At 63.9% G+C, this 24,429-nt stretch carries 21 protein-coding genes; 9 read left to right on the top strand and 12 right to left on the bottom strand.

Going from position 1 to position 24,429, the window contains the following annotated elements; translation table 11 throughout:
• Nucleotides 1–44: 44 nt before the first annotated feature.
• On the bottom strand, nucleotides 45–857 hold the full coding sequence (locus OKW29_RS11155; RefSeq protein WP_429291081.1) for a TetR/AcrR family transcriptional regulator: 813 nt from the start codon (nucleotides 855–857) through the stop codon (nucleotides 45–47).
• A gap of 75 nt (nucleotides 858–932) precedes the next feature.
• Between OKW29_RS11155 and OKW29_RS11150 the strand changes: the two genes are divergently transcribed.
• From OKW29_RS11150 to OKW29_RS11140, 3 genes are all read left to right on the top strand, one after another.
• Nucleotides 933–2,444, top strand: coding sequence for an MDR family MFS transporter (locus OKW29_RS11150; RefSeq protein ID WP_429291080.1), 1,512 nt, complete (start codon nucleotides 933–935; stop codon nucleotides 2,442–2,444).
• A 432-nt stretch (nucleotides 2,445–2,876) separates the two neighbouring features.
• Nucleotides 2,877–4,061, top strand: coding sequence for a hypothetical protein (locus tag OKW29_RS11145; protein WP_429291079.1), 1,185 nt, complete (start codon nucleotides 2,877–2,879; stop codon nucleotides 4,059–4,061).
• A gap of 256 nt (nucleotides 4,062–4,317) precedes the next feature.
• A complete protein-coding gene (locus tag OKW29_RS11140; protein WP_187629790.1) occupies nucleotides 4,318–5,391 on the top strand; it encodes a TAXI family TRAP transporter solute-binding subunit in 1,074 nt (357 codons plus the stop codon).
• A gap of 45 nt (nucleotides 5,392–5,436) precedes the next feature.
• Here the strand turns inward: OKW29_RS11140 and OKW29_RS11135 are convergent, their stop codons facing one another.
• Nucleotides 5,437–6,876, bottom strand: a complete 1,440-nt coding sequence (locus tag OKW29_RS11135; RefSeq protein WP_429291078.1) for a PLP-dependent aminotransferase family protein — start codon at nucleotides 6,874–6,876, stop codon at nucleotides 5,437–5,439.
• Nucleotides 6,877–6,987: 111 nt separating this feature from the next.
• Here OKW29_RS11135 and OKW29_RS11130 point away from each other — a divergent pair, with 111 nt between their 5' ends.
• From OKW29_RS11130 to OKW29_RS11120, 3 genes are all read left to right on the top strand, one after another.
• Entirely contained in the window at nucleotides 6,988–7,875 is an 888-nt protein-coding gene (locus tag OKW29_RS11130; protein WP_184008450.1) for a DMT family transporter, read from the top strand.
• Nucleotides 7,876–7,993: 118 nt separating this feature from the next.
• Nucleotides 7,994–8,902: a sap1 transcriptional regulator SapR gene (gene sapR / locus OKW29_RS11125; RefSeq protein WP_187629791.1), complete on the top strand. Its 909-nt coding sequence runs from the start codon at nucleotides 7,994–7,996 to the stop codon at nucleotides 8,900–8,902.
• Between the two features lie 76 nt (nucleotides 8,903–8,978).
• Complete coding sequence (locus tag OKW29_RS11120; protein WP_429291077.1) at nucleotides 8,979–9,566, top strand: N-acetyltransferase family protein; 588 nt, start codon at nucleotides 8,979–8,981, stop codon at nucleotides 9,564–9,566.
• Here the strand turns inward: OKW29_RS11120 and OKW29_RS11115 are convergent.
• The 9 genes from OKW29_RS11115 to garD form a co-directional block, all read right to left on the bottom strand.
• On the bottom strand, nucleotides 9,563–10,117 hold the full coding sequence (locus OKW29_RS11115; RefSeq protein WP_026225863.1) for a putative glycolipid-binding domain-containing protein: 555 nt from the start codon (nucleotides 10,115–10,117) through the stop codon (nucleotides 9,563–9,565). The genes OKW29_RS11120 and OKW29_RS11115 overlap by 4 nt on opposite strands.
• A 250-nt stretch (nucleotides 10,118–10,367) precedes the next feature.
• Nucleotides 10,368–11,579: a porin gene (locus tag OKW29_RS11110; protein WP_429291076.1), complete on the bottom strand. Its 1,212-nt coding sequence runs from the start codon at nucleotides 11,577–11,579 to the stop codon at nucleotides 10,368–10,370.
• A 77-nt stretch (nucleotides 11,580–11,656) separates the two neighbouring features.
• Nucleotides 11,657–13,009, bottom strand: coding sequence for a TRAP transporter large permease (locus tag OKW29_RS11105; protein ID WP_429291075.1), 1,353 nt, complete (start codon nucleotides 13,007–13,009; stop codon nucleotides 11,657–11,659).
• 13 nt (nucleotides 13,010–13,022) lie between these two features.
• Nucleotides 13,023–13,532 carry a TRAP transporter small permease gene (locus tag OKW29_RS11100; RefSeq protein WP_035470962.1) on the bottom strand — a complete coding sequence of 170 codons (510 nt, stop codon included), beginning with the start codon at nucleotides 13,530–13,532 and terminating at the stop codon, nucleotides 13,023–13,025.
• A 177-nt stretch (nucleotides 13,533–13,709) separates the two neighbouring features.
• A complete protein-coding gene (locus OKW29_RS11095) occupies nucleotides 13,710–14,669 on the bottom strand; it encodes a TRAP transporter substrate-binding protein (protein WP_429292485.1) in 960 nt (319 codons plus the stop codon).
• A 351-nt stretch (nucleotides 14,670–15,020) separates the two neighbouring features.
• On the bottom strand, nucleotides 15,021–15,287 hold the full coding sequence (locus tag OKW29_RS11090; RefSeq protein ID WP_429291074.1) for a hypothetical protein: 267 nt from the start codon (nucleotides 15,285–15,287) through the stop codon (nucleotides 15,021–15,023).
• A 27-nt stretch (nucleotides 15,288–15,314) separates the two neighbouring features.
• Entirely contained in the window at nucleotides 15,315–16,244 is a 930-nt protein-coding gene (locus OKW29_RS11085; RefSeq protein WP_429291073.1) for an SMP-30/gluconolactonase/LRE family protein, read from the bottom strand.
• Nucleotides 16,241–17,095 (bottom strand): NAD-dependent epimerase/dehydratase family protein, encoded by an 855-nt coding sequence (locus OKW29_RS11080; RefSeq protein ID WP_429291072.1) that lies wholly within the window; start codon nucleotides 17,093–17,095, stop codon nucleotides 16,241–16,243. Before OKW29_RS11080 ends, OKW29_RS11085 begins: the two co-directional genes overlap by 4 nt.
• A 100-nt stretch (nucleotides 17,096–17,195) precedes the next feature.
• Nucleotides 17,196–18,785 (bottom strand): galactarate dehydratase, encoded by a 1,590-nt coding sequence (gene garD, locus OKW29_RS11075; protein ID WP_090806085.1) that lies wholly within the window; start codon nucleotides 18,783–18,785, stop codon nucleotides 17,196–17,198.
• Nucleotides 18,786–19,040: 255 nt separating this feature from the next.
• On the opposite strand from garD, the gene kdgD reads away from it, so the two are divergent.
• The 3 genes from kdgD to OKW29_RS11060 all read left to right on the top strand — a co-directional run bounded on the left by kdgD (nucleotide 19,041) and on the right by OKW29_RS11060 (nucleotide 22,475).
• Nucleotides 19,041–19,958 (top strand): 5-dehydro-4-deoxyglucarate dehydratase, encoded by a 918-nt coding sequence (gene kdgD, locus OKW29_RS11070; protein WP_184069212.1) that lies wholly within the window; start codon nucleotides 19,041–19,043, stop codon nucleotides 19,956–19,958.
• 191 nt (nucleotides 19,959–20,149) lie between these two features.
• Entirely contained in the window at nucleotides 20,150–21,511 is a 1,362-nt protein-coding gene (locus OKW29_RS11065) for an MFS transporter (RefSeq protein WP_429291071.1), read from the top strand.
• A 220-nt stretch (nucleotides 21,512–21,731) separates the two neighbouring features.
• Nucleotides 21,732–22,475, top strand: a complete 744-nt coding sequence (locus tag OKW29_RS11060) for a FadR/GntR family transcriptional regulator (protein WP_429291070.1) — start codon at nucleotides 21,732–21,734, stop codon at nucleotides 22,473–22,475.
• Between the two features lie 142 nt (nucleotides 22,476–22,617).
• Here the strand turns inward: OKW29_RS11060 and OKW29_RS11055 are convergent, their stop codons facing one another.
• On the bottom strand, nucleotides 22,618–24,201 hold the full coding sequence (locus tag OKW29_RS11055; protein ID WP_429291069.1) for an aldehyde dehydrogenase (NADP(+)): 1,584 nt from the start codon (nucleotides 24,199–24,201) through the stop codon (nucleotides 22,618–22,620).
• Nucleotides 24,202–24,429 lie beyond the last annotated feature (228 nt).

Genomic DNA, 24,429 nt, shown 5'->3' with positions numbered 1-24,429 from the left:
CTTTCAAACGACGCGGCGCCCGGTGCGCCATACCGGCCGCCAGTTCAATCGCCCTTGCCGGGCCCAATGCCCTGCAACAGCAACGCCACCGCGTGCCGCGTAATCTCCGCGCCGCCGATACTGCGGCGCAACGGATCGTTGCGCCACAGCTTCGAGGTGGCAAGCGGCAGAATCGTCATGCCGAGCAGCGTGACGAACACGAGCGCGGGTTCGAGCGATGCATTCAGGCGCCCCTCCTTCTGCCAACGCGCGATCGCCAGCAGCGACGCCTTCTGATGCGCGAAACCAAAGCGCTCATGCATGCGCTGGCGCAGCAGCCCGCCGTCGCTGATCACTTCGCGCACCCACAGCGACGCGAACCACGGGTTGTCGCTCGCGATCTGCACGAGCCGCTCCGTGAGTTGCGTGATTGCCGCGACCGGATCGTCGGGATTCTCCTGAAATGGCAGCCCGAGGCTCGCGCGCAACGGTGCGAAACACTCGTCGATCAGCACGTCGAGCAGTTGATCACGCGTCTTGAAGTAGTAGTGCACCATCGCGGGCGTGAAGCCGGCCTCGCGGGCGATCTCACCCAGCGATGTCTCGACGATGCCCTGCCTCGCGAACAGCGTCAGCGCGGCGTCGAGCAAGCGCGCACGCTGCGCGGGACCGCGCGCGGCGCCCGACGGCCGGCCGGGGCGGCGGGCGGCCGATCCAGCCGGTGCGCCGCTTCCGATATTCGCAGCATGAATATCCGTTGGCGCTGCCGTGAGTTTGGGCTTCGACGCGTCGCGCTCTTTCGCGGCAATTCGCGCGGGCGGCCCCGTATCTGCCACGGCATTGTGCGCCGCGGCGTCGTCAGGCGAGATCCTTGTCATTGCATTGAATTTGACGTGAGAGGCGATGTCACATATATTAATCTCTCAGTTAATTAATTTCAACGCGTTGCCGCCATGGAACAACCCGCTACGACCCTGTCAGTCAACCCCGCGCCCGCGGCCGACCATCCGCCGATCCGGCTGCTGTTTCCGGCGCTGCTGCTGGTGATGCTGCTCGCCGCCCTGGACCAGACGATTGTCTCGACCGCGCTCCCGACCATCGTCGGCGAACTGGGCGGGCTCAATAACCTGTCGTGGGTCGTGACCGCCTACCTGCTCAGTTCGACCATCGTCGTGCCGCTGTACGGCAAGTTCGGCGACCTGTTCGGCCGCAAGATCGTGCTGCAGACGGCGATCGTCGTCTTTCTCGTCGGCTCGGCGCTGTGTGGCATCGCGCAGAACATGAGTCAGCTGATCGTGCTGCGCGCGCTGCAAGGGCTCGGCGGCGGCGGCCTGCTCGTCGTGACGATGGCGGCGATCGCGGACGTGATTCCGCCCGCTGAGCGTGGCCGCTACCAGGGCGTGTTCGGCGGCATCTTCGGTCTTGCCACCGTCATCGGTCCGCTGCTCGGCGGCTTTCTGGTCGAGCATCTGACGTGGCGCTGGATCTTCTACATCAACCTGCCGCTCGGCATCCTGTCGCTCATCGTGATCGGCGCGGTGTTCAAGCCGCACGCGCGCCACGTGAAGCACACGATCGATTACATGGGTGCCGCGTTTCTCGCCGGCGCGCTGACCTGCATCATCCTGTTCACGAGTCAGGGCGGCACGATCCTGCCGTGGTCGTCGCCGCAACTGTGGTTCACGCTCGGCATGGGCCTCGCAGCGATCTGGGGATTCATTCACGAAGAACGCAGCGCGGTCGAACCGATCATGCCGCTCGAACTGTTCAAACAGCGCACGTTTCTGATCAGCAGCCTCGTGAGCTTCATCATCGGCGTATCGCTATTCGGCTCCGTGACGTTCATTCCGCTCTATCTGCAGGTCGTGAAGGGCTCCACGCCGTCGCACGCCGGCATGCAGATGCTGCCGATGATGGGTGGCCTGTTCATCCTGTCGATGGTGACGGGCCGCGTGATCAGCAAGATCGGCAAGTACCGGCTGTTCCCGATCATGGGCACGTTCCTCGTCTCCGTGGCGATGCTGCTGCTCGCGCGCCTGCAGATCGATACGCCGATTCATGTGATGTATCTGTACATGGGTCTGCTCGGCTGCGGCCTCGGCATGGTGATGCAGGTGCTGGTCCTCGCGGTCCAGAACACCGTAGAGTTCAAGCATATGGGTGTGGCGACGTCGGGCGTCACGCTGTTTCGCTCGATCGGCGGCTCGATCGGCGTGGCCGGCTTCGGTGCGGTGTTCTCGAACGGCCTCGCCGGACGCCTCGAAAAGCTGATCCCGCCCGACACCGAACTTCCGCAGGCATTGGGTCCCGCAGCGATTCATCAGCTGCCCGAAGCATTGCGCAACGACTATCTGCATGCGTTCGCGGGTGCGTTGCACACCGTGTATCTGTCGGCCGCATGCGTCGTGGTGCTCGCCTTCGTGCTCGCATGGCTGCTGAAGGATCATCCGTTGCGCAAGCACTGAGCGTACTTCGACGCCTGATCGGGAAGCTGATGCAAACGCGTACCGGCAAGCGCCAGATAGCAGGTCGATCACGAGGCCGCACGCACGACGCGTCGGCCTCGTTGTTTTTTTGTCGCGCTCGCTTCATGCAGCGCGATGCTTCCGGTTACCTTCCATTTGTCGTGAAACAACAGACACATACACTCGTTTTCGAATGTATGGCCAGGGTTTCTTCATACCTCCCAATGAGCGGTAGCGCACACAATCCAGGGGCCAACCGCGTTGACGTCCCCCGTGAAACGCCACATATTGGAACCCGTGGAAACGCGGCCGCTGCCTACGTCTCCACGACTTCCGGCGCATGTGGATCGTGATTCCGCGGACAAGGCTCCTGCCTCAACACGATCCGAAGCATGCCTTTACGGCATCGTTTTCCAAAGGTGGGTCCACGGCATGTCCACCCAGACAGCAACCGGCCAAAGTTTCCCCACGCCCTGCAAACGCTGCGGTGGCGCACTGTACCGACAAGTCGACGCCTGCCCCTACTGTGGCGCTGCGCATCCGTTCGACCAGGACGATCCGCACATCCGCACCGGTATTCCAGGCAGCCGTGCGAGCGCCACGCACAAGCCCCTGCCCCGTTTCGACGACGAGCTCGGCACACGGGGCGAGCCCGCCATCGCCGCTGCCGCGATGGCGTCCGAACCCCTGTTGCAGACCGAGCCGGTCATGCACACGGCGCTCGTGTCGACCGACACCACTATCCCACCTTACGACGATCCGATGTATGCGCCGCCCAACACTGCGCAGACGATCTGGCGCGTGCTGTACGTGATCGGCGCGGTTGTCGCAATCGGCCTGGCGTATGTCGCTTATACGCTATTCAGCGACGGCGGCGAATCGGAAGACACAGGCGTGGAGCAGATTACGCCGGATGCCAGAACAACGACCGGCATGATCGCGCCGCTTGTGTCCGCCCCGGTGATTGCTCAAGCACAGACCATGCACGCGCCGGCCGCGGCCAAGCCTGCTCCACCGCCCGTGACCGCACTGGCGGCGAAGCCCGCGCCCGTCGCGCCCGCGGCTCCCGTCATTCCAGCGACACCAGCCGCGCCGCCTGCCGCGCCGCCGATGGCCGCGACGCCCATGCGGCCCGCGCCGCAATTCCACGACGCCGGACAAGCATTGCAGGTCGCGAGGACAGCGTTCCGCGCGAACGATCTGTCCGCCGCCCAAGCCGCTCTCGCCGCCGCGCAAACGTTACAACCCGGAAACAGCGACGCGCAGGGTCTGGCCGATCAGATGCGGCCGCTCGTCCAGCGTCGCGATACTGCGCTACAGGCCGCGCAGGCCTGCGTCGCGCAGCAGTCGTGGCCGTGCGCGCGTCAGCACGCGAACGAGGCGCTCGCGATCGACAGCGGCAACGACGCGGCGAAAGTGATCCTCGAGCGCGTCATTCGCGAGACCGGCTGGGCGCCGCTGAGTCCGCCGCATGCGGCGACGACGGACGCCGCGCCGGGCGCGCCGCTCGCGCAAGCGCAGGCACCGCTGCCCGTCGGCATGCAAGCACACGGCGAACTGGTCGTGACTGCAACGAACGTCGGCGTCGTGAGAACCGCGACGCCGCGGAGCAACTAGCGCTCACGCGCGACGCGACGGTCCGAACCGGGTCCCGAAGACGCAAACTGCTGCGCCGTCGCGCAAAAACATTGCTTCGCATACCAGATCAAATGGCCGCCGTCTGTGCCAATTCGCACATTATCGTGCGTCCTCTGAGCGGAAACAGACGGAGCGACCCTGGCAGTAGTTTGAACATGACAGGGCAACCGGATCACTGGTGCTTCCACGCGCCACGCGTGAAGCGGGATCAACCTGACCGATAGGTAGAAAGATCATGCTGAAGAGACTCCTCGCGGGCTGGCTGGGCCTGGTGGTACTGGTCGTATGTTCGCTGGCCGGCGCGGAACCGGCGCACTACAAGATCGTCACCGGGCCGGAGCGCGGCACATATATCCAGATCGGCAATGACCTGTCGAAATGGGTGGCCCAGCCGGTTGGCATCGACCTCGAAGTGGTGGCGTCGAAAGGCTCGGCCGAAAACGTGCAGCGCATGCGTTTCGAGCCCGGCGTGAAGCTCGCGCTCGTGCAGTCCGACGTGTACCAGGCGTTCATCGACATGGCCAACTCGGGCAACCCCGATGCGGGCACGACGATCCGGCCGCTGCGACTGATCATGCCGCTCTACGACGAGGAAATTAACGTCGTCGTACGGGCGGATTCGCCGCTGAAAACGCTCGCCGACATCAAGGACAAGACCATCAGCGTCGGCCTGCTAGGCAGCGGCACCGCGCAGTCGGCGACGACGCTCTACCGCCTGATGTTCGGCCAGCCGATTCCGGAGCAGAACGTCGTGCATCTGAGCAACGAGGACGCGCTCGCCGCGCTGATCGTGAAGAAGATCGACGTCGCGATCATCGTGGTCGGGCAGCCGGCAAAGCTGTTCAATGACATGAAACCCGACCTGCTGTCACAGTTGCGTCTGTTGCCCGTCGATCCCAACGCGCCGGAGACGAACCGCGCGAAGCAGACCTACTTTCCGACTACGATCCACCAAAGCAGCTACCCAGGCTGGTTGAAGGAAGACGTGCCGGGTCTGACCGTCAAAGCGTTTCTGGTCACCTACGATTACGGCTTGCGCGACACAGTCAGCAATCTGAATCATTTCGCCGACTCGTTGTGCGCGAACTTCGACAATCTGCAGGAGCATGGCCATCCGAAATGGAAACAGGTGAAGCTCGAATTGCCGACGCTCGTTCGTGGGTGGAAGTACTACGGTCCGGTCGAGAAGCATCTGCGCGCGTGTCTCGCGAACCGCAGCGCGGCGATGAGCGCGGCGGCCGCGCAACCCGCGCCGAAACCGCACACGCCTTGCTCGGAAGAAGAACGGATGCTTCTGCTGTGCAAATAACGCTGTAGCGGGGGACCGCGAACGCCTGCTTCGCCTGAGTTCGTCTCAGACCCGCTCGCGCCCCGCGCCGGCCGACTCCGTGCACGCTTCCATCGCCCGTTGCAATGCCTCGTACACCTTCGGGCGATTGCATTGCGACACGTTGAAACGCAGAAAGCCCGCCGCCGCTTGCGACGCGCTGAACACGTTGCCCGGCGCGAACACGACGCCCGCCGTCAGCGCATGACGGGCGATGTCGGCGGCATCGAGCACCCCGGGCAAGCGCGCCCACACGAACAGGCCCGCGCGCGGCCGTGTCCAGATATCGAGGCCCGCATAGCCGAGACGCCTGATGGTCTCTCCCATCGCATCGGCCAGCTTCGCGCGCATCGCCTCTAGATGACGCCGATAGGTACCGTCGACGAGCATCCGATGCACGACGCTCGCCGCGAGCTGACCATTGCCGAACGAAGTCGCGAGCTTCAGATCGATCAACGGCTCGACCCATTCGGCGCGTGCCGCAATATAGCCGCAGCGCACCGCCGCCGACAGCGTCTTCGAAAAGCTGCCGATCGACACGACGCGCGCGAGGCCGTCGAATGCGGCAAGGCGCGGCGCGGCTTCGTCTTCGAAGTCCGCGAAGATGTCGTCCTCGACGATCAGCAGATCGTGCTCGCCGGCGAGCTTCAGTAGCCGGTGCGCGACGGCCGGCGCGAGCGTCGCGCCGGTCGGATTGTGGATCGCCGAGTTCGTCACGTAGAGCCGCGGACGCTGCTCGACCAGAACGCGCTCGAAGGCCGCGAGATCCGGTCCCTGCGGCGTGTACGGCACGCTCGCGATCCGCACGCGATGCGCGCGCAACAACGCCTGAAAATTGAAATAGCAAGGATCGTCGATCAGCACCGTGTCGCCGGGTTCGAGCAGGAAGCGGCACACGAGATCGAGCGCATGGGTGCCGCCGTCGGTCAGCAGGATCTGCTCGGGCGGCGCATCGACCCCGTGCGCGGAAAGCCGCCACGCAAGCTGCTGACGCAGCGCGGGCAAGCCCGCCGGGCTCGCGTAGTCCGCGAGCAGCGATTGCGGATCACGGGCAACCGCACGCAGCGCGCGCCGCACGCCATCTTCCGGCAACCACGAAGCCGGCATCCAGCCGCAGCCGGGCTTCAGCGCTTTCGAGCCGGTCTCCAGCGACTGCCGCGTGAGCCACAGCGGATCGACCTCGCGATCGAGCCGCGGCCCGAGATCGGCGAGCGCGAGCGGCGGCGCATGGCCCGACACGAAGAAGCCCGAGCCGCGCCGCGCGATGATCACCCCTTCCGCAACGAGACGGTCGTAGCCTTCTACCACGGTCGACTTGGACACGCCGAGCGTGTCGGTCATCGCGCGGATCGACGGCACGCGGGCGCCCGGCATCAGCGAGCGGCTCGCGATACGCTCCCGCAGATTGTTCATCACGAGGCCGACACGCGTGCCCGGCGCCGTCTCGTTGTTCTCGCTTTCCGCCATCTGTACTGCTCCCATGTTAGGTACAGTTTGTACGAACTGTACTGATCTGTAGCTTAACGTTTACGGCCGCGGCGCGCATCATGAGACTCTTTCAGCGCAGGGATGTTTGCCATGGACAAAACCACCAACGGCTGGCTCAGCGGTTTCGCGGGCGTGCTGATTTTCAGCGGCTCGCTGCCGGCCACGCGGCTTGCCGTGCAGGGCCTCGATCCGGTGTTTCTGACCGTGGCGCGCGCGACGATCGCGGGCATCCTTGGTCTGCTGCTGTTGCTGGTGTTCCGCGAGACCCGCCCGGAGCGGCGCGATCTGCTGCCGCTCGTCGTGGTCGCGCTCGGCGTCGTCGTCGGCTTTCCTTTGCTGACCGCGCTCGCGCTGCGTCATGTGAGCGCCGCGCATGCGGTCGTATTCATCGGCCTGCTGCCGCTCGCCACCGCGATCTTCGGCGTGTTGCGCGGCGGCGAGCGGCCGCAGCCGGCGTTCTGGCTGTTCTCGGCGCTCGGCAGCGCGGCGGTGGCCGCGTTCGCGCTGCGTCACGGCATCGACGCCTCGCCGCTCGGCGACGCGCTGATGCTCGCGGCGATCGTCGTGTGCGGGCTGGGCTACGCGGAAGGCGCGCGGTTGTCGCGTCATCTCGGCGGCTGGCAGGTGATTTCGTGGGCGCTCGTGCTGTCGCTGCCGTTGATGCTGCCGCTCGCATGGTGGACGCGGCCCGTATCGTTCGACGGTGTCGGCGCCGCCGCGCTGTGGGGACTCGCGTACGTGTCGCTGTTCAGCATGCTGATCGGCTTCGTGTTCTGGTATCGCGGGCTCGCGCTCGGCGGCATCGCGGCGGTCGGCCAATTGCAGCTGCTGCAGCCGTTTTTCGGGCTGCTGCTCGCCGGCGTGCTGCTGCACGAGCAGGTACCGCCATCGATGATCATCGTCACCGTGATCGTGGTCGCCTGCGTGGCTGGCGCACGGCATTTTTCGCGCGCCGCGCCGGTGCGGCGGCCGGTCTGACGCGGCTCGACCGTCGCACGGCGAGCAGACTTTTTCAGGATCGAATTACGCGAGCCGTGGATCGATATGTCATCATTTCGCAGATTGGCACAACCAGCGCCCCGCGCCGCGACTGACGATGACGACCGCTTTTGCCCAAACCGTCGAAGCCCGTTTTGCCGAACTCACGCCGACGTCGAAACGCGTCGCCAGCTACATGCTCGCGAATCTCGACCGGCTCGGCCTCGAGACCGCCGATCAGATCGCGCAGCAAGCCGGCACCAGCGGTATTTCGGTCGGCCGCTTTCTGCGTAGCGTCGGCTATCGCAATCTCGACGATCTGAAACGCGAGCTGCGCGGCACGCAGCAGCGGCCCTGGCTGATCACGGACCGGCTCGACGCATTCCGCCGTGGCCCGAGCGACTGCGCGCAAACCGGTGAGCTTCATGAACCGAGCGTCGCTGACGGCTCCTCGCCGCGCGACGCCGCGCTCGCCCAATCGCTCGAACTCGAGATCGGCGCGATCCGGCACGTGTATGAACTCGCGCGCTCGCCGGCCTTCGCGCGCGTCGCCGAGCGCATTGCGAACGCCGATGCGGTCTACATCCTCGGCATCCAATCGACGCGCGGCATCAGCAACGCGTTCTACAGCTATCTCGAATACATCCGCCCGCGCGTGTTCTATTCGGACGGCATGTCGGGTTCCTACGTCGATTCGCTGAACTCGGAATTCAGCACGCCCTATCTGATCGTCACCGACACGCGCGCCTATTCGACGATCGCGCGACGCTATTGCCAGGCGGCCTCGCGCCGCGGCCTGCCGTTCGCGCTCGTCACCGATATCTACTGTCCGTGGGCGCGCGATTTCGACGGCGATCTGCTGCAGGTGACGACCGACGTCGGTCAGTTCTGGGATTCGCTCGCGCCGCTGACATGCCTGTTCAATCTGCTGATCTCGGCGGTCGTCGAACGGCGTGGACCGGCTATCGACGAACGCGTGGCGCGTAATCGCGAGCTGCAGAGCGAGTTCGATCAATTCGATCTTTGACCCGATTCAAATCCGCCCCAGCGACAGGCATAGTGAAGACTTCCGCCAAACTGCGCCCGCCACGACAGGACCCCGCATGAGTTCACCCCGCCCTCCGCTCGACGCCCCGCGGATCCGCGACGCCAGCGAAGCCGACCTCCCCGCGATCCGGGCGATCTACGCGCATCACGTGCTGACCGGTGTCGCGTCGTTCGAAGAAACCCCGCCGTCCGTCGACGATCTGCGCGCGCGGCTCGCAAGCGTGCGCAGCCACGGACTGCCATATATGGTCGCGGAGATCGACGGCGACGTGGCCGGCTATTGCTATGCGACGCCGTATCGCCCGCGCGCCGCCTATCGCAACACGATCGAAGACTCGATCTACGTCAACGACGCGTATCGCGGACGCGGCATCGGACGCGTGCTGCTGCAGGCGCTGATCGAACGTTGCGAGACCGGACCGTGGCGTCAGATGATCGCGGTGATCGCCGATGGCGGCAGCGGCGGCTCACTGTCGTTGCACGCGCAACTCGGCTTCGAGCTGACCGGCACGTTGAAGGCTGTCGGCTACAAGCACGGCCGCTGGCTCGACACGACGCTGATGCAACGCCCGCTCGGCCGCGGCGCATCGACTGGGCCCGACGACGACTCAAACGCAGCGGGCGACGCCGAACGCACAACCTAACGCGCGCGCGGCAAACGCGTGAACAAGGTCGGATAGTCGATCACGAGACCATCGCTATCCACGCGCAAATTGGCGGTGAATTCGCGAAAAATGCCTTCGTAGCGGTACTCGCCATTCAACTCGATGCACGTGTAGGCCTGCTCGGCGCGCGTGACCTGCAAGTCCGGCGTCGAGATATACGCGACTTCGATCGGCTGACGTTCGCCTTGCGCGAGTTGCAGCCGACGGATCGGCAGCGTATTGGTGTACGGCGTCGCCGCGATATCGATGTCGATACAGCCTTCGATCGCGCTGAGCGCGAGGCCGTGCCCGTCGTGCCAGTGGCCGTCGCCATCGCCATGCAGCTCCAGCTCGCCGCCGCCGACGATCTTCAGCCGCGCGTAGCGCGTGCGCCAGCGCGCGTCGCAGCGCACCGCGTAATGCAGCCCATACGCCTTGCCATAGCGCTGCCCGACCACGACGCTTTCAACGGCGAAGCCATCGTCGCGCGCATCGAATACCAGATGTTCGATGCCATCGCCCTCTTCCGAAGCCCATCGTAATTCACGCATCGGCGTCTCCTCGCGAAACGGCGCAGGGAAGCGCGCCGGGCTCTCATCGTAACGCGAAAGCCCGCGCGCGAGGCAATCCCAACCCAGATCTGGCACAGCTGGGGAGACCAGCGCCTGCGATGCATCAAAACGAAGCATTCGAAAAAAAAGCTGCGCACGTAATGTGCGCAGCTTTGCGAGACTGACGACGCGAAAAAAACGCGTCGATGTGGCGGCAAAACAACGTGCCGCCCACGTATTCAGTAACTGTTTAGAACTTGTGGATGATACCCACGCCAACTGCGGTCTGGCTGCGCGACGAGGACGGCGAACCGTTCTGGCCGTCACCGATGCTTGCCACTGCGTTGATGATGGACTTGCCGTTGCCCGACAGCGTCTGGCCGCTAGCGCGCTGATACGCTTCGAGTGCGTACAGACCGGTGCGCTTGGACAGCGAGTAGTACTGCGACAGGTTGAACTGGTTGTAGGTAGCCGTGCTCTGAATGCCGTTCGACGACGTTGCACGGGTGTAGCTATAGCCAGCGGCCACGTCCAGAACCGAGATCGGCTTCCAGTGCAGCACTGCGCCACCGGTATTCCAGATCTGCGTGTCGTGGAACAGCGAAGCCTCGCCCGCAGTGTATTTAACGTTCGAGTATGCGAACGAAACGTCCCACTGCGAGTTGAACGCGTAACCACCCGTCACCGCAATGCGCTGCTGCTTCGCTGCGGTCTGGAAGCCGTTGTTGATTGCCGAGACGGACGGCTGAGCGCCGTTGTTCGTCGCCGTGGAATTCCACGCGGGGGTGCCAACGGTTGCCGCGTTGTCGATGCGCTGGATACCTGCTGCGATACCGATCGGGCCGTTCAGGTACTGTGCCGCCACGCTCCAGGTTTGGCCGGCTGCGAAGCTGCCCGCATTGCCGCCCAGTGCGTACGAACCGCTAACCGTCAGACCGGCAAAGCTCGGCGACGTATAAACCAGTTGGTTGTTCACCCGGAACGTCGTATCCAGCGAGTCGATATCGCCCGGATGCGCACCGTATGCACCGGTCAGCCACGTGGTCGGGCTATACGGCGAGAGCAGCGTGTAGTACGAGGTGTACCCGCGGCCTGCCGTCACCGTACCGAACTGCGCGTTCGTCAGACCGACCCATGCCTGGCGGTTGAATGCCAGACCCGACACACTTTGCGCGCCAGTTGCGCTGTTAAAGCCTTCTTCCAACGTGAAAATCGTCTTAGTGCCGCCACCCAGATCTTCCGAGCCCTTCAAACCGAAACGGCTGCCTGCCCAGATGCCGTTGATCATCTTGACTTGCGAGTTGCCAGGGACGGTCTGCGGTTTCGCCGCCGTGGTCAGCGACGCCGAGCTGTTCTGCCAACCCAGGCCCGTATCGACGATACCGTAAAGCGTCACGCTGCTTTGCGCATGTGCGCCCAGGGCGACCAACCCCAAGGCCGAAGCTAAGAGAGTCTTTTTCATTTTTACTCCTCTGTTAAAAACTTTCTAATGCGGCCTATGCGAGCGCCGCTGAGTGCGGGAAATACGTTTTATTTGGATCAGAACACCGGATGGCCGTTGATGATGCTCGGCAACCAGGTCGAGAACCACGGGACATAGGTGACAATATTGATGGCCGAGAAGATAGCGAGGTAATACGGCCAAGCCACCTTAGTAGTTTCCCCTATCGACACATTGCCAATTGCGCAACCAATGAACTGCACCGAGCCAATCGGCGGATGCACGAGACCCAACGCGCAGTTCAGCAGAATCATGATGCCGAACTGAACCGGGCCCACCCCGTTGTGCATGGCCATCGGCAGGAACAGCGGGGTCGTGATCAGGATGTGCGCCGCCATGTCGACGAACGTACCGAGGAACACCTGAATCACGTTGATGTAAAACAACATCAGCCACGGCAGCGAGGTCGCGCCGTCGAGCATGCGTTCGATCGCCTCCGGGATCTCCAGATAGGCCATCTGGAAGCGCAGCATGTTCGACACACCGATCAGCAGCAGCACCACGCCGGTCGTTTTCGCGGCCTTGCCGAGCGCATGGCCGAGCTTCTTCATCGACAGCGAGCGATACACGACGATGGTCAATATCAGCGAATAACCCACGGCGATCGCGGCCGCCTCCGTCGCGGTGGCGATACCGCGCGCCACGCAGAACAGAATGATCGCGATGACCATCAGACCCGGCACCGCGCCGATGAACGTGCGCAGCACCGCCATCCAGCCCGGGAAACGCTGCAGTTCGGTCGAACCGTCGGGACGGCGCGGATAGCCGAACTTGACGGCCTGCCAGTAAGCGGCGATCAGCACGAGGCCCATCACCCACAGCACCGGCAACAGACCCGAGAACAGCAGATCGCCGATCGACACGCCGCTCATCTGCTTGCCGTTCAGCACGCCGCTCACGCCTTGCGCGGCGAACGCGTAGATGATCATGTTGGTCGACGTCGGCATCAGCGCGCCGGCGAGCGACGAGTGCGTGGTCACGTTGACCGCGTATGCGGCGCTATAACCTTCGCGCTTCATCAGCGGGATCACGACGCCGCCCATGGCCGACGTATCCGCGGTCGGCGAACCCGACACGCCGCCGAACAGCGTACAGGCGACCACGTTGGCCATGCCGAGGCCACCGCGGAAATGGCCGACCGAGGCCTGCGCGAAACGCAGGATGCGGTCAGCGATGCCGCCATGGAGCATCAGCTCGCCGGAGAAGATGAAGAACGGGACCGCGAGGAACGAGAAACCGTTCATGCCCGAGATCATCGACTGCATCGCGGTCGCGGTCGGCAAGCCTTCGAACAGGTACGTCAGAACGCAGGACAGGCCCAACGCGAATGAAACCGGAACCCCGAGGAAGAGGAAGATTAGAAAACTGGCGGCAAGAAGGGCAAGTTCCATGATGGTTCTACTTTTATTCCGTGGCGGAGAGTTCGAGCGCCGGCTCTTCCCGTTTCCCCGCGAAGAGCTCGAGCAGATGCTCGATCGAGAACAACGCGATGCACACACTCGCGAAGATCGGGATGCAGTAGCGCACGCCTTCCGGCACGCCGATGATCGGAATGCGGTCGCCCATCGTGGTTTCCGCCATCTCGAGGCAACCGACGAAGACCGCCACCGCGAAAGCGACCAGACACAGGTGCTGGATCCCTTTCGCGATCACCTGGCCTTTCTCGGGCAATTTCTTGACGAGCGAGTCGAGTCCGATGTGACCGCCCTCGCGAACCTTCAGCGCGGCGCCGAACATCGCGATCAGGATCACCAGCAGCAATGCGATGGGCTCAACGAAATCGGGCGCGTCGCTAAACACGTAGCGCATCACCACGCTATAAATCACGAGCAGGCAAAGTACGGCGAGGCTAAGCGACGCCACGACCAGCAGCACGCGAAAAAGAAAATCATTTGGGCGTTTCAGGAAACTCATGACCCTGTCCTTGCTTACGACCGACCTGTGCTTGAGATTCAGCCGTCCCGATGCGACGCGATCCGCACGCGCGCGCGAAATCGCGCGGCGGAAGGTCTCGCGAGTTTCCTCGCGGGACCATTCACGCCGCTGTTGCGACAAGCGTTGCTATTGCTGATTGCGTCCGGGACGCGTGACTTACTTGATTGCTTCGATCTCGTCGACGATCTGCTTCATCTGCGGGGTCTTTTCGTACTTCGCCCACACAGGCTGCATCACCTTCACGAAAGCCGCGCGGTCGATCTGCGAAGCCGCGATGACCGTTGCGCCACCCTTCGTGACGGCCTTCTGTGCGTCGGCTTCGCGCGCGGTCCACAGCTTCTGGTAGTACGGCACCGAGTCAGCCGCGGCCTTCTTGATGATCTGCTGCTCTTGCGGCGACAGCGTGTCCCACACCTTCTTCGAGAACACCAGCACTTCCGGCGTCATCGAATGCTGGGTCTCCGAGTAGACCTGAGCGACTTCGAAGTGCTTGGTTTCTTCGTACGACGGCAGGTTGTTTTCGGCGCCGTCGACGAGGCCGGTCTTCAGGCCCGTATAGACTTCCGAGAACGGCATCGGGGTCGGCGTGCCGCCCATTGCCTTGATTTCGTCGACCATCAGGTCGGACGGCTGCACGCGGACCTTCAGCCCCTTCATGTCAGCCGGCGATTTGATCGCCTTCTTCGCGTACATCGAGCGTGCGCCGCTCTCGTAGAACGTCAGTGCGATCATGCCCTTCGCGGTGAAGGCGTCGAGGATCTTCTGGCCTTCCGGACCGTACATGACCTTGCGGAAATGGTCGACGTCGCGGAACAGGAACGGCAGCGACGGGATCATCGATTCCGGCACGATTTCGTTGAACGCAGCACCGTTGGCACGGGCCATGTCGAGCGCGCCGATACGGACCTGGTCGATCGTGTCGTTTTCCGAACCGAGCGCGCTGTTGCCGAACACCTTCACGGAGTCCTTGCCGCCGGTCGCCTTGCTGATCTCCTCGCCCATGTACTTCACGGCCATGTTGGTCGGGAAGGTGTCGCCGTGCACATCGGCGACGCGGAACACGCGCGCTTCAGCCGACATCGTGCTGAACGTCAACGCCGCGGCCGCGACGATCATCGAAACATGGGAAGAGGCAAACTTCTTGTTCATCGTGACATTCCTTGAAAAATAGGCCATCCCAGCAACAGCGGATGTGACATGGTTTTGACGCGTCTCCGGCTTCACGCTCACTGCCTTCGCAGGTGCGGGCGTTGGCCGTACTGGCTGTGCGACTTCCCCGGCACAGTTGACCCAGCACTCCAGTCGACAACTCGACTACTTACTTCAATCACGCCGGCCGGCTTCGGACATGCATGCCGCATCGACCGCGGCGGCACGAATGCCTTGAAAACCCACCGAATTGCACTGTCACACCAACACAGAAAGCCTTTTGTTTGGGCTTATATGTTGTACGACAACATACGAAGTCTATAAAAGGGGTTTTATCTTGTACAGACGGTATTTACCCGCATCAAGAAAAGCGCCGGTATGGATGACCGGCGTGGCATGCCACAAGGTCCCGCGCCGTCCGGCATTGGATGGGGACGGAATCGGTACAGTCTGCGAAGCTGTGGTATTTTTGCTGAAAAAATACGTGGCGGCGTGGTCTTCACACAACACGTTGTACGACGAGTGACAAATAAAGGGCCACACGAATGGTCCTGAAAAATGAAAACGCCGGGAGAAAAATTTCATCCCGGCGCATGCTTCATGCAAGCAACGTTACAGTTGCCCTGCGAATTCGGGCTCAGGCAGCCCGCTCACGCCGGGCCGCAGCGCGAACACGTGGCCGTCGTGCTCGCTCGCGCCGTTGGCGGGACGAATCGAGGTGACGAACAGCGTATCGAGATCGCGGCCGCCGAACGCGCACATGGCAGGCTTGATGGCCTGCACCGGAACCTGCCGGTCAAGCTTGCCCTGCGGCGTAAAACGCAGCAGCAGACCGGCGTCGTTCGCGCAGATCCAGTAGCAGCCGTCGGCATCGACCGCCGCGCCGTCCGGACGGCCCGAATAGTGATGCAGGTCGGCGAACACGCGGCGGTTGCGCGGCTCACCGGTGTCGACGTCGTAGTCGAACGCCCAGATCAGCCGGCGCAGCGGATGCGAGTCGGACAGATACATCGTCGTGCCGTCCGGCGACCAGCCCAGGCCGTTCTGCGTGATCAGCGAATCGACGACCGGCGCTGACAGCACGCCCTTCTCGTCGTAGCGGTACAGCGCGCCGCCCGGGATCGCCGCGGCCATGTCCATCACCATCGTGCCGGCCCAGAAACGCCCTTGCCGGTCGCAGCGGCCGTCGTTGAAACGCATTCCGCCGTGCGGGAATTCAGGCGCCGCGAGCTTGCGCAGCGACACTGTCAGCGGCTCGCCGCTCGCCGCTTTCGACGCGTCCGCGAGCGAGACCGCGAACAACCCGGTTTCGCAGCCGGCGAGCACGGTGCCGGCGTGATCGAACGCGATGCAGGCAACCTGCTCCGGCAGCAGCCATTCGGTGCGCTTGCCTGTCTCGAGCGAACCGCGCACGATCTTTTTCGCCGGAATGTCGACCCAGTACAGCGCCTGCTCGGCCGCGCGCCAGACCGGGCTTTCACCAGTGGCCGCGGGCAACGGACCGGCCGCTTCGAAGCGCTCCACTTGCGGATTCGCGCTCATTGTTCAGGCTCCCGCTTCGGCTCCATCGGACCGGCTAGCACGAACGGGCCGCCCTGGTACAGCTGGGTCGGGTCGTCGAAGCGCGTGTCGGGGGCGCTCGGTGGGAACAGGTGTTCGAACTGCGCCGAGCTGTCTTGCGGACGGTAGCCGAGAAACGCGGCGTTCGTGTTGTCGACCCACGAGATGCGGTTGTTCGACACGCCGTAGACGATCGCGTGACCGACGCGGTTCGTGAACAGCGAGCAGCGCACGAGCTCGATGAAATCGCGGTAGCTCAGATACGTGACGAGCATGCGTGCGGTCTTCGGCTGCTCGAACGACGAGCCGATCCGCAAACACACGGTCTCGAGACCGAAGCGGTCGAAGTAGTAGCGCGACAGCGATTCGCCGAAACACTTCGTCACGCCGTACATGCCGTCCGGACGCAGCGGCACTTCGGTATCGAGAACCGACGTCACCGAATGGAAACCCACCGCGTGATTCGAGCTCGCGTAGATGATGCGCTTCACGCCATGCTTTTGCGCCGACGAGTACACGTTGTAGAGGCCGCGGATGTTCGCTTCGAGCAGGTCTTCGAACGGCGCTTCGACGGAGATGCCGCCGAGATGCACCACCGCGTCCACGCCTTCGAGCAGCGCGTGCACGGCTGCTTCATCGGCGAGATTGACGACGGCCGCTTCCTCGTGCGCGGCGACTTCGCCGAGCGCAGCGATATCGGACACGCGCACGATGTCGGCCCATTGCGCGAGCGCGGGACGGAGTTGCTTGCCGAGGTTGCCCGCGGCGCCGGTGAGCAGCAGACGGCGGAAGGGTTTCTTTGCCGCGGAGCGGTCAACGTTCAAATCGGTCATGTCTCTTTGCTGTTGTGATTGCGATCGGGTCTTCTGAACGGAACAGCGAACGCCGGCTGGACCAGCACTCGCCTGAGTATTGACGGGGCACGGTGCCTGCTCAGGTCACCGGCGCCGGGTTGAACAGCGTCAACGCATTGTGCAGTCCGAGCTTCTCCGCGCAGGTTTCCTTGCGGCCGCTCGCGACTTCGAGCATCAGGCGGAACAGTTCCCAGCCCACCTCCTCGATGCTGGACTGGCCGGTCGCGATCGTGCCGGCGTTGATGTCCATCAGATCGTGCCAGCGACGCGCGAGGTCCGAACGCGTCGCGACCTTGATGACCGGTACTTCGGCGAGGCTGTACGGCGTGCCGCGGCCGGTCGTGAACACGTGCAGCGTGATGCCCGAGGCGACCTGCAGCGTGCCGCAGATGAAGTCGCTGGCCGGCGTCGCCGCGTAGATCAGGCCCTTCTGATTGACCTTCTCACCCGGCGACAGCACGCCGGAGATCGCCGAGTTGCCCGACTTGATGATCGAGCCCATCGCCTTTTCGACGATGTTCGACAGGCCGCCCTTTTTGTTGCCGGGCGTCGTGTTCGCGCTGCGGTCCGCGCCGCCGCGCTTCAGGTAATCGTCGTACCACTGCATCTCGCGGATGATCGCCTGTGCGACGTCCGCATTGGCCGCGCGCGCGGTCAGCTGATCGACGCCGTCGCGCACTTCGGTGACTTCCGAGAACATCACGGTCGCGCCGGCGCGCACCAGCAGGTCCGTTGCGAATCCGACGGCCGGGTTCGCTGTCAGGCCCGAGAACGCGTCGCTACCGCCGCACTGCACGCCGATCACCAGATCCGACGCCGGACAGGTTTCGCGCCGGCGGTTGTTCAGGCGCTTCAGATGCCCTTCGGCCATCCTCATGATCGACGTGATCATCGACTGGAAGCCGACGTGCGATTCGTCCTGCAGCACCACGACGTCGCCGTTCTGGTCTAGCGCGACATCACCGATGTCCGCGACGTCGTCGACGACCGCCGCCGCCGCGATCGGAATCGTTCCCGGCGGCATCAGACGCTCGGGCTGCAGCTTCTCGCAGCCGAGGCTCACCATCATCACTTCGCCGCCGAAGTTCGGGTTCAGCGCGATGTTGCGCACGGTGCGGATCGGCACCATCGCGTCGGGCGCGTCGATCGCGACGCCGCAGCCGTAGGTGTGACCGAGGCTGACGACATCGTCGACATTCGGATATTTCGGCAGCAGCTCGGCCTTGATGCGCGTGACCGCGTGTTGCACGACGTCGGCGACGCACTGCACGGTGGTCGTGATCGCGAGGATGTTGCGCGTGCCCACCGAGCCGTCCGAGTTACGGTAGCCCTCGAACGTATAGCCTTCGAGCGGCGGCATGTCCGGCGCTTTGGTGGTGGCGATCGGCAGGTCTTCGAGTCCCGGCGGGCTCGGCATGCGGATCACGTGTTCGTTGATCCAGCTGCCCTTCGGCAGCGGCTTCAGCGCATAACCGATCACGACGTTATAGCGGATGACCTCGTCGCCCTCGGCGAGATCGGCCACCGCGACCTTGTGGCCCTGCGGCACACGCTCGCGCAGCCTGAGGCCATCGGCGAATACCGCGCCCTCGCCCAGACCGCCGTCGTTGACGACGATCGCGACATTGTCATTGGGATGAACGCGGATGTAGAGCGGAGTTTGTTCCATTGATCGATCCTTGAGGCGTGATAGACCTGCTTCGCCAGAAATCATACGTCATCCTACAACATGAAGTTTTGCCCGGATGTTCCGTATTTACCCTATAGGGTGAATTATGCCGCGAAAACCCCGTTGAGTTACCGGATTTGTTGTTGTACGATGACGTATAAGAAATCTGATTTCCAAAGATTTTCTACTAGTACGACGTCCGTTGTACTGGTTGGAACCAACAACAACCCAATCCGACGCCTGGATATTTTGATCATGACGACACCGCAGGAACTCAAGCAGATCGTTTCGGAAGGCCTCCTGTCCTTCCCCGTCACCGACTTCGACGCTAAAGGCGACTTCCGCGCCGACACCTACGCAGAGCGTCTCGAATGGCTCGCTCCGTACGGCGCATCGGCGCTGTTCGTCGCCGGCGGCACGGGCGAATTCTTCTCGCTGACGCAAGACGACTACACGCAAGTAGTCAAGACCGCGGTCGAGGTCTGCAAGGGCAAGGTACCGATCCTCGCCGGCGCCGGCGGTCCGACCCGCGTGGCGATCGCCTACGCGAAGGAAGCGCAGCGCCTCGGCGCGCACGGCATCCTGCTGATGCCGCACTACCTGACCGAAGCAAGCCAGGACGGTATCGCCGCGCACGCCGAAGAGGTCTGCAAGGCTGTTCCGGGCATGGGCGTGATCATCTACAACCGCGCCAACTCGAAGCTCAACGCCGACATGCTCGAGCGTCTGGCAGACCGTTGCCCGAACCTGATCGGCTTCAAGGACGGCGTGGGCGAGATCGAAAACATGGTGACGATCCGCCGCCGCCTCGGCGAGCGCTTCTCGTACCTCGGCGGCCTGCCGACCGCGGAAGTCTACGCTGCCGCCTACAAGGCGCTGGGCGTGCCGGTGTACTCGTCGGCGGTGTTCAACTTCATCCCGAAGACCGCGATGGACTTCTACCGCGCGATCGCCGCTGACGACCACGCGACCGTCGGCAAGCTGATCGACGAATTCTTCCTGCCGTACCTGAAGATCCGCAACCGCCGCGCCGGCTACGCGGTCAGCATCGTCAAGGCTGGCGCGAAGCTGGTCGGCCACGACGCAGGTCCGGTGCGCGCACCGCTGACCGATCTGACGCCGGAAGAAATGGAGCAGCTCGACGCGCTGATCAAGAAGCTCGGACCGCAGTAAGGCACCGGCGTCAGGGCTTCAAGCGAAGTAGCTCGCGAGCCTCATCGATGAGGGCCGCCTGGACGGCCGCGTGGCGAACGCCCGGCACAGCAACGTCGCCGGGCGTTCGTGTGTTTGCCCGACAGGCAAGGTGGTCTGCGGGCCACCCGGTGTGCAGACTACACCTCGCCCGACAATACAGGAGATGACCCATGGACTTGAGCCGCTCGGCCAGTTCCACCGACGCCGCTTCTAGCGCCGCGGCACGCACCAAGGTCCGCTACGGGATCCTGCTGCTGATCTTTGTGATCACCACCCTCAACTACGCCGACCGCGCGACGCTGTCCGTCACCGGTTCCGCAATGCGCACCGCGTTCAGCCTCGACGCGATCCGCATGGGCTATATCTTTTCCGCATTCAGCTGGGCTTACGTGCTGTCGCAACTGCCGGCCGGCTGGCTGCTCGACCGTTTCGGCGCGCGCCGCGTGTACGCGGCGAGCATCTTCTCGTGGTCGCTATTCACGCTGCTGCAGAGCTCGGTCGGCCTGCTCGGCAGCGCCGGTGCGGCGATTACCGGCCTGTTCGCGCTGCGCTTCGTGATGGGCGCGGCCGAGTCGCCGGCGTTCCCGGCGAACGCGAAGGTCGTCGCGAGCTGGTTCCCGACCAACGAGCGCGGCACCGCGTCGGCGATCTTCAACGCCGCGCAATACTTCGCCGCGGTCGTGTTCACGCCGCTGATGGCGTGGCTCACGCACGCGTTCGGGTGGGAAATGGTCTACGTCGTAATGGGCGTGGCCGGGCTGCTGCTCGCGCTGACGTGGCTGAAGGTCATGAAGAATCCCGCCGACCATCCGCGCGTGTCGCGCGCCGAGCTCGAGTACATCGAGCAAGGTGGCGGCCTCGTCAGCGGTGCGCGCAAGACGCGCCCGGACGATGTTTCGAAGTCCGGCGGCTGGACGCTCGTGCGTCAGTTGCTCGGCAACCGCATGCTGCTCGGCGTCTATCTCGCGCAGTACTGCATCAACGTGCTGACCTACTTCTTCCTGACATGGTTTCCGATCTACCTCGTGCAGGCGCGCGGCATGACGATCCTGCATGCGGGCCTCGTGGCCTCGCTGCCGGCGATCTGCGGCTTTCTCGGCGGGGTGCTCGGCGGCGTGCTGTCGGACGGAATGATCCGCCGCGGCTGCTCGCTGACCGTCGCGCGCAAGGTGCCGATCGTCGGCGGCATGCTGCTGTCGACCTGCATCATCGGCTGCAACTACGTGTCGACCGACTGGGTCGTCGTCGCGCTGATGTCGCTCGCGTTCTTCGGCAAGGGCATCGGCGCGCTCGGCTGGGCGGTCGTCGCCGATACCTCGCCGAAGGAAGCGCTCGGCTTGTCCGGCGCGATCTTCAACATGTTCGGCAACATCGCCGGCATCGTGACGCCGATCGTGATCGGTTATCTCGTCGCCCGCACGGGCTCGTTCAATGGCGCGCTGGTGTTCGTCGGCGCGAACGCGCTGCTGACCGTGATCAGCTATCTGGTGATCGTCAAGGATATCCGGCGGGTCGAGTTGCGCCCGGCGTGAGCCCGTTATAGGCTTGGTTATCGTCGCGGTTATCGTACTTCCGCCGACCGGCCCGGCGCCTCGCGCGATTTATCCGCGCCGAGGCGCCAAACTTCGGGCCTGCGCCGATATACGTGACATTTGGGCCGGAAACGATTCGGCCTTATATAATCAGTCGTCAGACGACGATATAATAAAAATGCACGATTCCCAGCGATCTTTCAAACAAGGAGCGTTTTCGATGGCTACACCACTAGCATCCGCGGCACCGCCACGACGCGCTCGCAATCTTGCCGAGTTCGTCGTCAACTACGTCACCGAGCAGATCACGGCCAACTTGCTGAAGCCGGGCGACAAACTCCCCACCGAATCGCAGCTGATGAGCACACTCAGCGTGAGCCGCACGGTGATTCGCGAGGCGATCTCGCGCTTGCAGGCAGGCAAGGTCATCGAGACGCGGCACGGTATCGGCAGCTTCGTGCTCGAGCCGCAACGCGAAAAGCTCGGCATCGACATGGTGCCCGCCACCACGCTGCGCGACGTGCTGTGCATTCTGGAGCTGCGCATCAGCCTCGAAACCGAATGCGCCGGTCTCGCCGCGCAACGCGCGAAACCGGACGACCTCGCGCGCATGCGCACCGCGCTCGACGCGATCGAGGCCACGCGCCACAACGGGCTCGACAGCGTGCAGGCCGACCTGCAGTTCCACATCTCGGTCGCACGCGCAACCGGCAACCGCTATTTCGTCGACATCCTGTCGCAAATGGGCAGCGCGCTGATTCCGCGCAACCGGCTCGACTCGGCCGGCATCGCGCGCGCCGATCCTGATGCGTATCTGTCGCTCGTGAACCTCGAGCATGAAAGCATCCTCGATGCGATCAGCCGGCACGACGCCGAAGGCGCACGCGCGGCGATGCGCATGCATCTGTCGAATAGCCGCGAGCGGCTGCGTCGCGCGAATGAAGTGAGCGAAGCGAACAGCTGATTCTCACGAAGCTCGCGGGCGAAAAAAATGGCCGGGAATCTCCCGGCCGTTTTTTTATCTTGCGATTGCGTCCGCCCTTCCCTTCGATGCGCGCCCGGCCAGCCGGCCCGGGCACGCATCCGTTCAGGACGGCGTCACGCGATTAACCGCGCGTGAGTTCGCCATCGCGACGACGCCACAGTTCCAGCGGATTGCCGTCGGCCAGCGTTTCCGGCAACAACTCGGCCGGGAAGTCCTGGTAGCAGACCGGGCGCAGGAAGCGGTCGATCGACGTGGTGCCGACCGAGGTCGCCCGGCTATCCGACGTTGCCGGGAACGGGCCGCCGTGGACCATCGCGTGGCACACTTCGACGCCGGTCGGGAAGCCGTTGACCAGAATCCGGCCGGCCTTGCGCTCGAGAATCGGCACCAGCTTCTTCGCAGCCGCCACGTCGGCGCTGTCCATCTGCAGCGTCGCGGTCAGTTGGCCCGCGAAGTGTTCGGCGACCTTCAGCATTTCCTGCTCGTCCTTGCAGCGGATGATCGTCGACACCGGGCCGAACACTTCGTCTTCGAGCGCCGGGTTCGCGAGGAACGTCTGCGCGTCGGTCACGAACAGCGCCGCGCAAGCCTGGGTCGGGCCGGTTGCGGCGACGCCGCGTGCCACGACTTCGACGCCCTTCGTTGCGGCCAGCTTGCCTTCGCCGTCCTCATACGCGGCGTGAATGCCCGAGGTCAGCATGGTCTGCGCCGGCTTCGCCGCGAGCGCTTCCGATGCCGTCGCGACGAAGCCCTTCAGCGCGTCGCTGTCGATCGCGATGGCGAGGCCCGGGTTGGTGCAGAACTGGCCCGCGCCGAGCACGAGCGAGTCGACGAAACCGCGCGCGATGCTGTCGCCGCGTGCCGCAAGAGCGTTGGGCAGCAGGAACAGCGGGTTGATGCTGCTCATTTCAGCGTACACCGGGATCGGCTCCGGACGCGCCGCCGCGACGCGCATCAGCGAAGTGCCGCCCGCGCGCGAACCGGTGAAGCCGACCGCCTTGATGGCCGGGTGCGCAACCAGTGCCTCGCCGACCGAGTTACCCGCGCCGACGATCATCGAGAACACGCCTTCGGGCAGATCCATTTCCTGCGCGACGCGCTGGATCACGCGACCGACCAGCTCCGACGTGCCGAGGTGAGCGCGATGCGCCTTCACGACGACCGGGCAGCCAGCAGCCAGCGCCGCGGCGGTGTCGCCACCCGCTACCGAGAACGCGAGCGGGAAGTTGCTCGCGCCGAACACCGCGACTGGACCGAGCGCGATCTTCTGCATGCGCAGATCCGAGCGCGGCAGCGGCTTGCGCTCCGGCAGCGGCGAATCGAGCGTAGCGTTGAGCCACTGGCCCGCGCGCACCGTCTGGGCGAACAGCTTCAACTGGCCGGTGGTGCGGCCGCGCTCGCCTTCCAGACGCGCCTTCGGCAGTCCCGATTCAGCCTGCGCGCGCTCGATCAGCTCGTCGCCGAGCGCGGTGATGCCGTCAGCGATACGGTCCAGGAACTCGGCGCGCACTGCGAGCGGCAGTTGACGGTAGGCGTCGAACGCCTGTTGCGCGAGCGCGCAGGCCTGCTCGACGTTCTCGACGGTGCCGCTGCCGAACACCGGCTCGGCAATCTCGGAACCCGTGGCAGGATTGAACGCGCGCAGCGGTTTTTCTTCGCCGCGCACGGCTTTGCGACCGATCAGCATTTCGCCGGTAATAGGCATTTTTGACTTTCCTTTAATGAAGGCTAAAGATATAGGTCATCCTACAACATCGCGGGGGCCCTATGCAACCCGAAACACTTGTCTGACAGGGGCATACGGGTATACTCGCCCATTACAATCGGGTCGTGCGGTGCTAATCTGCAGCCAGTCATACGACGACTTATAACTCGCATTTCGCGGTTTAGCATTGTCGCAGCTTTTCCCGATCCATCGCAGTTCGAGGAGACA

Origin of the sequence: Paraburkholderia sp. CI3, assembly GCF_050436505.1 — a bacterium.
Classification (GTDB): domain Bacteria; phylum Pseudomonadota; class Gammaproteobacteria; order Burkholderiales; family Burkholderiaceae; genus Paraburkholderia; species Paraburkholderia tuberum.
This window is presented reverse-complemented; position numbering and strand designations above follow the sequence as displayed.

Coding starts and splice junctions, on each gene's coding strand:
- OKW29_RS11090 (WP_429291074.1), bottom strand. CDS start 15,287: ATGAAATTTTTCTCCCGGCGTTTTCATTTTTCAGGACCATTCGTGTGG.
- OKW29_RS11100 (WP_035470962.1), bottom strand. CDS start 13,532: ATGAGTTTCCTGAAACGCCCAAATGATTTTCTTTTTCGCGTGCTGCTG.
- OKW29_RS11095 (WP_429292485.1), bottom strand. CDS start 14,669: ATGATCGTCGCGGCCGCGGCGTTGACGTTCAGCACGATGTCGGCTGAA.
- OKW29_RS11155 (WP_429291081.1), bottom strand. CDS start 857: ATGACAAGGATCTCGCCTGACGACGCCGCGGCGCACAATGCCGTGGCA.
- OKW29_RS11080 (WP_429291072.1), bottom strand. CDS start 17,095: ATGACCGATTTGAACGTTGACCGCTCCGCGGCAAAGAAACCCTTCCGC.
- OKW29_RS11140 (WP_187629790.1), top strand. CDS start 4,318: ATGCTGAAGAGACTCCTCGCGGGCTGGCTGGGCCTGGTGGTACTGGTC.
- kdgD (WP_184069212.1), top strand. CDS start 19,041: ATGACGACACCGCAGGAACTCAAGCAGATCGTTTCGGAAGGCCTCCTG.
- OKW29_RS11065 (WP_429291071.1), top strand. CDS start 20,150: ATGGACTTGAGCCGCTCGGCCAGTTCCACCGACGCCGCTTCTAGCGCC.
- OKW29_RS11105 (WP_429291075.1), bottom strand. CDS start 13,009: ATGGAACTTGCCCTTCTTGCCGCCAGTTTTCTAATCTTCCTCTTCCTC.
- OKW29_RS11085 (WP_429291073.1), bottom strand. CDS start 16,244: ATGAGCGCGAATCCGCAAGTGGAGCGCTTCGAAGCGGCCGGTCCGTTG.
- OKW29_RS11145 (WP_429291079.1), top strand. CDS start 2,877: ATGTCCACCCAGACAGCAACCGGCCAAAGTTTCCCCACGCCCTGCAAA.
- OKW29_RS11110 (WP_429291076.1), bottom strand. CDS start 11,579: ATGAAAAAGACTCTCTTAGCTTCGGCCTTGGGGTTGGTCGCCCTGGGC.
- OKW29_RS11135 (WP_429291078.1), bottom strand. CDS start 6,876: ATGGCGGAAAGCGAGAACAACGAGACGGCGCCGGGCACGCGTGTCGGC.
- OKW29_RS11130 (WP_184008450.1), top strand. CDS start 6,988: ATGGACAAAACCACCAACGGCTGGCTCAGCGGTTTCGCGGGCGTGCTG.
- OKW29_RS11060 (WP_429291070.1), top strand. CDS start 21,732: ATGGCTACACCACTAGCATCCGCGGCACCGCCACGACGCGCTCGCAAT.
- OKW29_RS11115 (WP_026225863.1), bottom strand. CDS start 10,117: ATGCGTGAATTACGATGGGCTTCGGAAGAGGGCGATGGCATCGAACAT.
- OKW29_RS11120 (WP_429291077.1), top strand. CDS start 8,979: ATGAGTTCACCCCGCCCTCCGCTCGACGCCCCGCGGATCCGCGACGCC.
- garD (WP_090806085.1), bottom strand. CDS start 18,785: ATGGAACAAACTCCGCTCTACATCCGCGTTCATCCCAATGACAATGTC.
- OKW29_RS11150 (WP_429291080.1), top strand. CDS start 933: ATGGAACAACCCGCTACGACCCTGTCAGTCAACCCCGCGCCCGCGGCC.
- sapR (WP_187629791.1), top strand. CDS start 7,994: ATGACGACCGCTTTTGCCCAAACCGTCGAAGCCCGTTTTGCCGAACTC.
- OKW29_RS11055 (WP_429291069.1), bottom strand. CDS start 24,201: ATGCCTATTACCGGCGAAATGCTGATCGGTCGCAAAGCCGTGCGCGGC.